Below are 11,851 nucleotides of genomic sequence, written 5' to 3'. Positions count from 1 at the left end.
GCCCCAGCGCCAGCTCTTCGAAACGGGCGTGGTGCTCCGCAGCGGGAATGTCGCCATAGGTGAAGAAGATGGCGTTGCTGGGGTGGTAGTGCGCCCGGTGGAAATCCACCAGCTGGCGATGGGTCAGCTTCGGAATCTCCCGCGGGTCACCGCCGCTGTTCCAGTGGTAGGTGGTGGTGGGAAAGATTTCGGCGGAAAACGCCTGCCACAGTGCCGCGGTGGGTGCGCTCATGGCACCCTTCATCTCGTTGTAGACCACCCCCTTGCGCACCAGTTCGCCATCGGGATCATCCCACGGCTCGAACTCCAGCCGGTGACCTTCCTGCGCGAAATCCAGCGGATGCAGATTGGGGAAAAACGCCGCATCCAGATACACTTGCAGCAGGTTGTCAAAGTCCTTTCTGTTCTCCGTGGCGAAGGGATAGGCCGTCCAGTCGCTGGAGGTGAAGGCGTTCATGAAGGAGTTGAGCGAGCGGCGGATCATCATGAAGAAGGGGTCCCGCACCGGGAACTTCTCCGATCCGCACAGCACCGTGTGCTCCAGAATGTGCGCCACCCCCGTGCTGTCCATCGGCACGGTGCGGAACGCCACCATGAACACATTCTGCGGATCATCGTTGCGCAGATGGAAATGCAGCGCGCCGGTTACCTTGTGACGGTATTCCTCAACGGTCAGGTTGAGGCTGTCGATGGTCTGTTCACGCAGTTTTTCAAAGGCTGGATGGGTTGTCATGGGTATCCTGTGTTTGATTGCTGTTTGATCTGGAAAGACATGTTGACCACTGGCGGGGCCGCCAGCTGGCTGGACAGGCCCGCGCAGCGATTTTGGAGCCATCTTGGTGCGCTGTTGGCGTCAGGGCCGGATCAACGTGGCGCATGTCTGACCGAAGGGAGTTCGCGCCACGCCCGGCCCAAGCCTTACAGCCACCTGATGGCGGAACCATGAGCGAGCAGGGTCTGTCCAGCAGCCACCCCGCCAGTCCAGTCCCTTGGGCTTACTTGTCCGCCTCCTTGGTGGACAGCTTGACGCGCCCCTGACGGTCGATGTCGATCAGCTTGACGCGCACCTTCTGCCCTTCCTGCAGGTAGTCGCTCACATTTTCCACCCGCTCATCGGCGATCTGGGAAATGTGCACCAGGCCTTCCTTGCCGGGCATGTATTCCACGAAGGCGCCGAAGTCTACGATCTTCTTGACCGTGCCGTCATAGGTCACGCCGATCTCCGGCTCGGCCACGATCTCCTGAATGCGGCGGATGGCCTCCTGCGCGGATGCCTCGTCAAAGGCGGCGATGCGCAGCACGCCGTTGTCCTCGATGTCGATGCTGGTGCCGGTTTCCTCGGTCAGTGCCTTGATGACGGACCCACCCTTGCCGATCACCTCGCGCACCTTGTCCGGATTGATCTTGATGGTGGTGAACCGCGGAGCCGTGGGCGCCACCTCAGGACGCGGCTTGGAGATGGCCTTCGCCATCTCGCCCAAGATGTGCATGCGCCCTTCCCGTGCCTGCTCCAGGGCGATCTTCATGATCTCCTCGGTGATGCCGTTGATCTTGATGTCCATCTGCAGCGCGGTCACGCCCCGCTCGGTGCCAGCCACCTTGAAGTCCATGTCGCCCAGATGGTCCTCATCACCCAGAATGTCGGAGAGCACGGCGAACTGGTCGCCCTCCTTGATCAGGCCCATGGCGATCCCCGCCACCGGCGCCTTGACCGGCACGCCCGCATCCATCAGCGACATGCTGGTGCCGCACACGGTGGCCATGGAGCTGGAACCATTGGATTCTGTGATCTCTGAGACCACCCGGATGGTGTAGGGGAATTCCTCCTCGCTCGGCAGCACGGCGGTCACGCCCCGGCGGGCCAGCATGCCGTGGCCGATCTCCCGGCGGCCCGGCGCGCCCACGCGACCGGTCTCGCCCACGGAGAACGGCGGGAAGTTGTAGTGCAGCATGAAGCGGTCCTTGTAGACCCCGCCCAGCTCGTCCACCACCTTGGCGTCCTGCTCGGTGCCCAGCGTGGTGATCACCAGCGCCTGCGTCTCACCGCGGGTGAACAGCGCCGAACCATGCACCTGCGGTAGCAGCCCAACCTCGGTGGTGATGGGACGGATGGTCTTCGTGTCCCGTCCGTCGATGCGCGGCTTGCCAGCCAGAATACGGCCACGCACCAGCTCCTTTTCCAGATCATGGAACAGCTTTTCCACTTCCCTGGCATCGGCGCCATCCGGATTGTCATCGCTGGTGGCGAAGGCCTCCACCGCCTTGGCGCGCACGGCGGCGATGGCGTCCCGTCGCGCCATCTTGTCCACGATGCTGTAGGCGGCTTCCAGCTCTTCCCACACCAGTGCGCGGATCTCCGTCTTCAGAGTTTCGTTCACAGGCGGTGGTGTCCAGTCCCAGGCGGGCTTGCCGTACTGCTCGGCGAACTTCTCGATGGCCTCGATGGCCACCTGCATCTGCTGATGACCGAAGACCACCGCGCCCAGCATGACCTCTTCCGGCAGCTCGGCGGCCTCGGACTCCACCATCAGCACCGCATCCTTCGTGCCGGCCACCGCCAGCTCCAGCTCGCTCTCCTCAAGATCGAACGGGCTGGGGTTGAGCAGATACCTGCCATCCCGGTAGCCCACGATGGCCGCACCGATGGGGCCCTCGAAGGGAATACCGGAGACCGCCAGCGCCGCGGAGGCGGCCAGCATGGAAGGCACCTCCGTGCCCACTTCCGGATCCAGCGCCAGCACGGTGACGATGATCTGCACCTCGTTCATGAACCCTTCCGGGAACAGCGGGCGGATGGGACGGTCGATCAGTCGGGAGGTCAGCGTCTCGAATTCGGACGGACGCCCTTCCCGCTTGAGAAAGCCGCCCGGAATCTTGCCGGCGGCATAGGCTTTCTCCTGATAGTTGACGGTCAGGGGGAAGAAGTCCTGCCCCTCCTTGACCTCCTTGGCCGCCACCACGGTGGCCAGCACGGTGGTGTCGCCCATCTTCACCAGCACGGCGCCGTCGGCCTGACGGGCCAGACGGCCGGTTTCCAGCGTGACGGGCAAATCGCCGTATTGAAAAGTGAGGGTTTTCGCTTCAGGTCTTGCGTAGTTGTCCATGGATGCTTCCTGTTCTGCTTGTGACTGGGATTGACAGACCGCGAGGCGAAAACCTGAATCCCGCAGCACGGCGCGCCGCACTGCGGGATTCAGGCCGGTTCCAGCCTCGCGAGGATGGCGACAATTATACCGCCGGCCGCACCCCGGCGGACGCCCATACGAAAAAGGCCGCCCAAGGCGGCCTCCGCATGGGAAGAGATCTTCCTCAGATCTTGAACTGATGCACCAGCTTGCGCATCTCGTCGGCCAGCTGCTCCACCAGCGCCGCCTTCTCGGCGCTGCTGTCGGACAGCTTCATGGCCTGCTGGGCGATGTCGTAGAGCTTCTGCGCCTGCGCCTTGACCCGCTTGACCTCCTCGGTCTGCTGTCCGGCGCTGCGTGCCACCTCGTCGTTCTCCTTCACGATGACGCTGATCAGCTCCACGATCTCGCCCAGGCGCCGGTTGACCTCATCGGAGCGCTGCACGCCCTCGGCGGCCCGCTCCCGCGCCCTTTCCATCACCTCGACGGCCCGGTCGGTGCCCGCCTGCAGACGCTGAATGATGGTCTCGATATCCTGCACCGAGTTCTGCGTGCGACTGGCCAGCGAACGCACCTCATCGGCCACCACGGCGAAGCCTCGCCCGTACTCGCCAGCCCTGGCCGCTTCGATGGCGGCGTTGAGCGCCAGCAGGTTGGTCTGCTCGGCAATGTCCTGAATCACGCTCAGGATATTGGTGATCGCCTCGCTTTCCTCCTGCAGCTTGCTGATGACCTCGGCGGCATGGCCCACCTCCTCGGCCAGGGCGTCGATGGAACGCACGGCGCCCTTGAGCACTTCGGCGCCTTCCAACCCTTTGGCATTGGCGTTGTTGGCCGCCTCCACGGCATCCTGGACCTGCCGCGCCACATTGTCGGCAAACTGGGCCATGTTCTTGGCCATCTCGTCCAGCTGCGCCACCAGCTCGTTCTCCTGCGACAGCTCCTCGTTGATGCGGTGGGAGGCTTCCAGACTGGTGCGGGACGCCTCCGAGACCCGGTCGCTGGTTTCGATGACCGCCACCATGCTGTCATGCACCTTGCGGCGCAACTGCTCGATCAGCTCCATGAGCACGGCCACTTCGGAGACCGTGCGGCCCACACGGAACGGCTGGCTGAGATCCCCCTCGGCGATACGGCGCAGCGCGCCTTCCGCCGCGTGGATCGGCCGCACGATCACATTGACGGACACCACCGTCACCAGCACGATCAGGCCGATCAGCACCAGCAGTTCGATCACGCTCCACAGCCAGCTCTGCTGAATGGCACGTACATTGTCGCTGACATCATCCACCGCCACGAAACTGCCCAGCACCTTGCCGGCGCTGTTGCGCAGCAGCACGGGTGTCAGCTGGAAGGTGCGCCCGTTCAGGCTGACCTGCTGCGGCTGCTTCAGGTCGATACCGGCGAGCGCCTGCGGATCGAAATCCTTGCCTGTGGCGAACACGATGCGTCCTGTGGCGTCACGCAGCAGGTAGCCATTGCGCTCGGAATGGGCCAGCTTGTTGATCATGTAGGCCAGAGACTGGCTGAGCACGATCACACCGGCCGGCTTGCCCGGCATCTGTCGCACATAGACGGGAAAGGCCAACGCGTAATAGACCATGCCCCGGTCATCCCGGGTCAGGTCCGTGACGATCTTCTGCTCAGTCAGCACCTTGCGCGCCACGGCGGACACGGACACATGGGCGCCCTCGGGGCCTTTTTCCACCAGCGGCTGGCCCGCGCGGTCAAATACCTGCAGGTCGGCAACGAGTTCAGACGCCTTGAGACGCTTGAAGGTATGGCCTACCGCTTTGCTGACCTTTTTTGCATCGCCGCTGATCAACGCAGGCTTGAGACCACGCTCATCACGGGTGAAGGCGAACTGCTGGTTGTAGAGGCTGCTGAGCGTAGCCTGCTCGCTCAGCTTGAACAGGTTCTCCACCTTGATGTCCAGCCCCGCCTGGTTCTGGGCGGCAAGAGTTTGCCGCAGGCTTTCCGAATGCCAGACGCTCAGAACGGCAACAATGATCACCGGAACGATGGCCAGCAGCAGAATGCGTGCTTTCAGACTGTTCATGGCCACCCCCTCACTCGATCGGATTCATGGCTTTCTTCCAGTTGGGGAACCCCAGCCGGAAATAGTAGACCCGCGTATAGCCCCATTCCACCGCCTTTTTGCTGGCCTTGGCGCTGCGATGGCACTTGAGGCTGTTGCAGTAGAACACCACCGGCTCATCCTGCGCTGCCACGTTGGCCAGCGCCTCGCGGGTAAATTCCTTCTTGAGCTCGATATGGTAGGCCAGCGGAATGCGCCCTGCATTCCAGTCGGAATAACTGCGCACATCGATGAACTTGACCCCCTGCATGAACAGTTGCTTGGCCTGGGCCACATCCACTGTCGTTGCGCCCGGAACCTGCACCGGAGAATCCGCCTTGGCCCAGACCGTCTGGGCACCCAGCAGGCTCAGCAGAAAAATCAGCCAGCGGGCTCGTTGCATGTCGTTCTCTCCTCTGTTTCCGATGAAGCCGTCCCGAGGGACTGATGCCTCCTGTACTAACAGGAATCGTGCCAAACGGCCCAGACGCAAGAAGCCCCGCTCGGAGGCGGGGCTTCTCATCGTCACCTGAAACGGCAAAAGCGCTTACTTGCGCAGGCCGAGACGCTGAATCAGGTTGAAGTAGCGGTCGGCATCCTTACGGTGCAGGTAGTCCAGCAGCTTGCGGCGACGCGCTACCAGCTTCAGCAGACCGGTGCGGGAATGGTTGTCCTTCTTGTGGGTCTTGAAGTGCTCGGTCAGGTAGTTGATGCGCGCGGTCAGCAGCGCAACCTGCACTTCCGGGGAGCCGGTGTCCCCCTCATGGGTGGCGAACTCGGCGACGATCTTGGCCTTGTCTTCAGTGCTCAGCATGTTGCTCTCTCCTATCGGTTGTGAATCGACACGCCCTGTCCGCCAACCGATAGCAGACAGGGTGAAAACGAAACGGGAATTATCCCCTATTCGGTCGGGTGATGCAAATCTCGAATCGCCTGAAACAGTCTGCGGGCTGCCTGTCGGCGCTTCTGCTCCGGCTGTGACGGCTGCGCCTGACGAATGAGCTGACGCAGCTGATTGCGGTCCGCACGGGGAAATTCGGCCAGCAGCTCGGCGAGCGCCGCATCCCCTTCCTCAATGAGCCGGTCACGCCAGCGTTCCCAACGGCGGGTCTGGCGCTTCTCCTCACGGGCCTCCTGCTCAAGCTGCGCCAGCATGGCGCGGATGCGGGCCAGCTGGTCTTCGTCCTGACGCAGCAGTTTGCCCACATAGCTGCGCTGACGCTTGTAGGCCGGCCCCTTGCCGAGACGACGCAGCAGCGCCACCGCCTCGGCCACCTCATCGCTGAGCTGAAAGCGGGCCAGTGTGGCCTCGCTCATTCCGGCCAGCTGTTCACCCAGTTCATTGACGGCCTCGGCGGCCAGCTTGATCTGAGTGCGGCTGGCGAAGACTTCCTCTTCTTCCCAGTTGGGCGCGTCCCGCCGGGCCTTCTTCTTGTTGACATTACGGGGTCGAACCATTGAGCATCTCCATAAACTGCTGCTCGTCCAGCATGGTGACACCCAGCTGCTCGGCCTTGCGCGCCTTGGAGCCGGGATTCTCGCCCACGATCACGAAGTCCGTCCTGCGCGAGACGCTGTTGGTGACGTGCGCCCCCAGTGCGCTCAGGCGCGCTTTGGCCTCGTCACGGGTCATGCCGTGCAGGGTGCCGGTCAGCACCACCGTCTTGCCGGCAAAGGGCGAGTCGGCCACCGCCTCGGCCCGCACCGGCTCCGGCCAGTGCACGCCGGCCTCAAGCAGACCTCGGATGACCTTCCGGTTGAGCGGCTGGCGGAAGAAGGTGACGATATTGTCCGCCACCACCTCACCGATGTCCTGCACCGCTTCCAGCGTGGCAGTGTCTGCCCGCATGATCGCCTCCAGCGAGCCGAAGTGGGTCGCCAGATTTTCCGCCGTGACCTCGCCCACTTCCGGAATGCCCAGAGCGAACAGGAAGCGGGGCAGGGTCGTGTTCTTCGAGGCTTCAATGGCGTCAATCAGATTCCGGGCGGATTTCTCGCCCATGCCTTCCAGGCTGGCCAGCTGGTCGCAGCTCAGGTGATAGAGGTCGTCGGGATGCTCGACCCACCCCTTTTCCAGCAGGCGGGCGATCAGTTTCGGCCCCAGTCCGCGGATGTCCATGGCCTTGCGGGAGACGAAGTGTTCCAGCGCCCGCTGACGCTGTGCCGGACAGAACAGCCCGCCGGAACAGCGCAGCACTGCCTTGCCCGGCTCCCGGATCACATCGGAACCGCACACCGGGCATTTTTCCGGCGGCACCACCGGTCGGGCGTCCGGCGGCCGCTTGGACAGCACGGGACCGACCACCTCCGGAATCACATCCCCCGCACGGCGCACGATGACGGTGTCGCCAATGCGGATGTCCTTGCGCGCCACCTCTTCAAAATTGTGCAGGGTGGCGCTTGAGACGGTCACCCCGCCCACACGCACCGGCTTCAGCTTCGCCACCGGGGTGAGTGCACCGGTGCGGCCCACCTGCACGATGACATCTTCCAGCAGTGTCCAGGCCTCCTGCGCCGGGAACTTGCGCGCGATGGCCCAGCGGGGCGCACGACTGGTGTACCCCAGCCTGTCCTGCCACTCAAGGCTGTTGACCTTGAACACCACACCGTCAATATCGTAGGCGAGCCTGGGCCGGCGCGCGCTCATCCGCTCGAAATAGTCGCGCATGCCCTCAACGCCGTGGACCACTTCCAGCAAGGGATTCACCGGCACGCCCCACTGGCGCAGCCGGGACATGGTGTCGGTGTAGGTGTCGGCCAGCACCTGTTCATCAGCCTCACCCCAGCCGTAGGCGTAGAAGCTCAGCTGCCGCTCGGCGGTCACCTTGGGATCCAGCTGACGCAGACTGCCGGCGGCGGCATTGCGCGGATTGGCAAAGGGCTTTTCGCCCCGCTCCAGCTGCTGGCGGTTGAGGGCTTCGAAGGCGGCATGGGTCATGAACACCTCACCCCGAACTTCCAGCACAGTCGGTGGCGTGTCGGTCATCAGACGCAGAGGTATGGCCCGCACGGTCATGGCGTTACGGGTGACGTCCTCCCCCACCTCACCATCCCCACGGGTGGACGCCTCCACCAGCCTGCCCGCCTCGTAGCGCAGGCTGATGGCCAGACCGTCCATCTTGGGCTCGGCGCTGTATTCCACCGGACGGGGAATGTCCGGTGCCAGCTCAATGATGCGCCGTTCGAAATCGGCCAGCTCCTCGTCGCTGAAGGCGTTGTCCAGCGACAGCATGGGGACGCGGTGGCGCACCTTGCGGAACCCTTCCGCCGGCACGCCGCCTACCCGCTGAGTAGGAGAGTCCGGGGTGATCAGGTCGGGAAACTGCGCTTCCAGCGCCTTGAGCTCATTGAACAGCGCGTCATATTCGGCGTCGGAGACCTCCGGTTCGTCGAGCACGTAGTAGGCGTAGTCGTAGCGACGAATGAGCGCGCGCAGCTCATCGATACGGCGCCGGGCCTCTTCTCGAGTCATGGGTGGCTTCCCGTCAGGTCAGGGGTTCGGAGACATAGTCCAGCGAGGCGTCACGCATGGCCTTGAGCTGGGATTCGTTGAGACGCTGACGCTTTTCGTTGTAGAGATGGGCGCCCAGCCGCTGGGACAGCTTGCGAGCGTCCTTGATCATCTGGTTCATGGCAAAGGGCGCGTGCACGCAGGTGGGGAGCTGCAGGATCATGGCCACGCCCGGCGATTCGAACTCCGCGCCTTCTTCCTCGGTCATGGGGAAGAAGCCCGGCTCCAGCGCATTGGCCACCCGCAGGTAGATCTTGCCATGCTCGTTGCGGCGCACGAAGATGCGCTCGGCCGGGTCCTGCTCCAGACCGATGCCTACCAGAGCCGTCTGCAGCTCCTTCCAGGGATAGGGCTTGGTACCCAGCACCATGATGGCGAAAATGCGCGGTTCCGCCTTGGCGGCGCTGTCCGGCAGCACCACTTCCTCGCCCTTCTGGTCGGGCTGGGCGGCGGCCTTTGGCTCTGAACCCGTTTCAGTCCGACCGAAGTTGGTGCGGGAAACATCCACCGGCTGGCCGCCCGCGGGTCGGATCTCGTCGGCGTCCAGCTCCAGCACCAGACGACCGTTTTCCTCCCTGAGGGGATCGGTCGTCTCGGCAAACAGGTCAGGCTGGCGGTCATCCACGGGCGGTGTGGGTGCGGGGCTTTCCGCAGGGGCCTCGACCGGTGCGGTCTGCGCCGTTTCCACCTGCTGATGCTGACGTTTGCGCCGCTGGCCCAGCCAGTAGAGCAGTGCTACGAAAAGTAGGGCCAGAACGGCCAGTGTGATCTGCAGTTCGGTCATGCTGACGTATCCTCGCTCATTTTCACCGCCGCCTCGAGATCCACCGCCACGACTCGGGAGACGCCCGGTTCCTGCATGGTGACGCCCAGCAGCTCGGAGGCCATGGTCATGGTCGTTTTGTTATGGGTGATCAGAATGAATTGTACCCGCTCCGCCATTGACTTGACCAGCTCGCCAAAGCGCACCACATTGGCGTCATCAAGAGGCGCGTCCACCTCGTCCAGCACGCAGAAGGGCGCCGGGTTGAGCTCGAAGATGGCGAACAGCAGCGCCAGTGCCGTCAGCGTCTTCTCACCACCGGAGAGCATCTGGATGCGGCTGTTGCGCTTGCCGGGCGGCTGGGCCATGACCAGGACGCCATTTTCCAGCGGGTCCGCCTGTTCGTCCAGCCAGGCCAGTGCCGCCCGTCCGCCGCGGAACACGGTGGGGAACATGCGCTGAAAGCCGGCGTTGACCGCCTCGAACACCTCGCGCAGACGTCTGCGGCTGTCACGGTCCAGTTTGGAAATGCTCTGACGGAGTGTGTCCACGGCTTCCTGCAGATCGCGCATCTGTCCGTCCAGCTCGGTCATCTTCTCTTCCAGTTCCGCCAGCTGTTCGATGGCGGTCATGTTGACCGGACCGAGCGCCTCCAGCGCCTGTTCCGCCCGCTTGAGCGCCCGGGTAACCTCATCAGGCGAGCCTTCATCGTCCAGCGACGCCTGACGCAACTGAACATCGCTGAGCCCGGCGGCGAGCGCCTCTTCACAGCAGCGCTGCAGGGCCGCCTGAGTCTGCTCCAGCTGACCGCCCAGACGCTCCAGCTTCTGCTCAGCCTGCAGCTGCTGTTTTTCCAGCTCTGCCACAGCAGCGCGGTGACGCTCCAGCTCCGCCTGCCGCGCCTGCCATGCCGCCTCCGCAGCGGAAAAGGCCTCACGCGCCTGTTCAAGCTCCTTTTTCAGTTCATTGATTTTCAAAGATGATTCACCCTCGTCGGGCAGGGTTTGCAGCTCCTGTCTCAGCTGTGCCAGCTGCCCGCTCAGCTGCTCAAGCAGAGCCCGCTGACGGTCAATCTGCGCCGTGATCCTTTCCCGCTCCCGCCGCTGTTGCGACAGCATCTGTGTCAGGGGGGTCTGCCGCTGTGTCAGCGTCTGCAGCGCCTGTTGCAGCTTCTGTCGCTGCTGCTGCAGCTCGACATGCGCTTTTTCAAGGGCCTCCCCCGATTTTGCAAGGTCATCCCTCTGCGCTCGCTGTTCATCCACCTGTTTTTGCAGGGTTTTCAGGCTGTTGCGGTATTTTTCCAGCTGCTGTCGCAATTGTTCGGCACGTCTCTGAGCGCGCTGCCACTGGGACTGCAGCAGGCGGTGGCGGTCTTCCGCCAGCTGAGCTTTGCGGCGGGCCTGCCGCGCACGTTCCTCCGCCTCATGACGGGCCTGACGCAGGTCGGCCACACGCTGACGCAGCGCCTTCACCTCGGCCTGCCGGGACGCGAGTTTTGCCTGCACCGCCTGTATGGCGGCATCCAGTTCGGCCTGCTGCGCTTCCAGCGCCCGGATGCGCGCCTGACGGGCCAGCACGCCTTCACCGCTCGGACGAGCGCGATGCTCCACACCATGGCGCCACCACAGCCGTCCATCCCGAGTCAGCAGGCACTGGCCGGCATCAAGACGCTGAAGCTGCTCTGGCGAGGGCAGCGCCTCCACGCAGAAGACCTGCGCCGCCTGTGCCCGAATGACAGCCGGTGCCCTGCTCAGAAGGGCTGTCAGAGGCTGCCAGTCGTCATGGGGTGGTTCGGCAAGCTCAGTCTCAGCATCTCCGTCAACCAGCATGGAAGTCCGTTCCGGCACGGTGTCAGGCCATGCCGACACCACCCAGGCCTGCAGCCAGTAGTCCAGCCACGCTTCGACCGCCGGCAGCCATGACGGATCCGTCACCTCCAGCCGGTTGACCAGCGCATCAGCCCCCTCGGGCGGTTCGGCATCAGGCAGAGCCTCGCCCTGAAGCGCCTGAAGGCCTTCAAGTTCAGCGCGGCAGCGGGCGGCTTCTGCCTCCAGCCGGGTCAAATCCTGCCGGAGCGTTTCCACCGCATTCTGTTCCGCGCTCAGCCCCGCTTCCCGCTGCTGCAGGGTGGCAGAAATCCCGTCCCGCGCCACCTCAGCCTTTCGGGCAGCGGTTTCCAGCGCGGTCGGATCATCCTCCTCCTGCTGGCGGCTCAGCGCTTCCATTTCCTCCTGCTGCGCTTCAAGGGCGGCCTGTTCGGCCTCAAGGCGGGCTTCAAGCTGATCACGCTCCCGCTCGAGCCGGTTGAGAATGGACTGGCATTCCTGCCGACGATACTGCAGCGCACGCAGGTCACGGTCCACCTCCTGCCACTG

The 11,851-nt window shown here is 63.9% G+C and carries 8 protein-coding genes and 1 pseudogene; all 9 read right to left on the bottom strand.

The window, feature by feature from the left end:
• The coding region (locus tag F8K16_RS05695) for an insulinase family protein (RefSeq protein ID WP_294948120.1) at nucleotides 1–733 on the bottom strand (733 nt) is incomplete at its 3' end.
• Between the two features lie 262 nt (nucleotides 734–995).
• Nucleotides 996–3,104 carry a polyribonucleotide nucleotidyltransferase gene (gene pnp, locus F8K16_RS05690; protein WP_294948118.1) on the bottom strand — a complete coding sequence of 703 codons (2,109 nt, stop codon included), beginning with the start codon at nucleotides 3,102–3,104 and terminating at the stop codon, nucleotides 996–998.
• A gap of 205 nt (nucleotides 3,105–3,309) precedes the next feature.
• Nucleotides 3,310–5,184 (bottom strand): methyl-accepting chemotaxis protein, encoded by a 1,875-nt coding sequence (locus tag F8K16_RS05685; RefSeq protein WP_294948116.1) that lies wholly within the window; start codon nucleotides 5,182–5,184, stop codon nucleotides 3,310–3,312.
• A gap of 10 nt (nucleotides 5,185–5,194) precedes the next feature.
• The gene (locus F8K16_RS05680; RefSeq protein WP_294948114.1) at nucleotides 5,195–5,605 is read right to left on the bottom strand and encodes a rhodanese-like domain-containing protein; all 411 of its coding nucleotides are present in this window, start codon (nucleotides 5,603–5,605) and stop codon (nucleotides 5,195–5,197) included.
• 144 nt (nucleotides 5,606–5,749) lie between these two features.
• Nucleotides 5,750–6,016, bottom strand: coding sequence for a 30S ribosomal protein S15 (gene rpsO / locus F8K16_RS05675; protein ID WP_294948112.1), 267 nt, complete (start codon nucleotides 6,014–6,016; stop codon nucleotides 5,750–5,752).
• Between the two features lie 86 nt (nucleotides 6,017–6,102).
• A complete protein-coding gene (gene yjgA, locus F8K16_RS05670) occupies nucleotides 6,103–6,660 on the bottom strand; it encodes a ribosome biogenesis factor YjgA (RefSeq protein ID WP_294948109.1) in 558 nt (185 codons plus the stop codon).
• Complete coding sequence (gene ligA, locus F8K16_RS05665) at nucleotides 6,644–8,674, bottom strand: NAD-dependent DNA ligase LigA (RefSeq protein WP_294948107.1); 2,031 nt, start codon at nucleotides 8,672–8,674, stop codon at nucleotides 6,644–6,646. Before ligA ends, yjgA begins: the two co-directional genes overlap by 17 nt.
• 13 nt (nucleotides 8,675–8,687) lie before the next feature.
• Complete coding sequence (locus F8K16_RS05660) at nucleotides 8,688–9,497, bottom strand: cell division protein ZipA C-terminal FtsZ-binding domain-containing protein (RefSeq protein ID WP_294948105.1); 810 nt, start codon at nucleotides 9,495–9,497, stop codon at nucleotides 8,688–8,690.
• Nucleotides 9,494–11,851 (bottom strand): annotated as a pseudogene (locus tag F8K16_RS05655) (hypothetical protein); the annotation flags it as partial. The gene F8K16_RS05660 and the pseudogene F8K16_RS05655, both read right to left, overlap by 4 nt.

Source organism: Sulfurivirga sp., from assembly GCF_015490265.1.
GTDB lineage: Bacteria > Pseudomonadota > Gammaproteobacteria > Thiomicrospirales > Thiomicrospiraceae > Sulfurivirga.
This window is presented reverse-complemented; position numbering and strand designations above follow the sequence as displayed.

What these genes read in the sequence shown, in the direction of transcription:
- F8K16_RS05680 (WP_294948114.1), bottom strand. Translation starts at nt 5,605, where the DNA reads ATGCAACGAGCCCGCTGGCTGATTTTTCTGCTGAGCCTGCTGGGTGCC.
- ligA (WP_294948107.1), bottom strand. Translation starts at nt 8,674, where the DNA reads ATGACTCGAGAAGAGGCCCGGCGCCGTATCGATGAGCTGCGCGCGCTC.
- F8K16_RS05660 (WP_294948105.1), bottom strand. Translation starts at nt 9,497, where the DNA reads ATGACCGAACTGCAGATCACACTGGCCGTTCTGGCCCTACTTTTCGTA.
- rpsO (WP_294948112.1), bottom strand. Translation starts at nt 6,016, where the DNA reads ATGCTGAGCACTGAAGACAAGGCCAAGATCGTCGCCGAGTTCGCCACC.
- pnp (WP_294948118.1), bottom strand. Translation starts at nt 3,104, where the DNA reads ATGGACAACTACGCAAGACCTGAAGCGAAAACCCTCACTTTTCAATAC.
- yjgA (WP_294948109.1), bottom strand. Translation starts at nt 6,660, where the DNA reads ATGGTTCGACCCCGTAATGTCAACAAGAAGAAGGCCCGGCGGGACGCG.
- F8K16_RS05685 (WP_294948116.1), bottom strand. Translation starts at nt 5,184, where the DNA reads ATGAACAGTCTGAAAGCACGCATTCTGCTGCTGGCCATCGTTCCGGTG.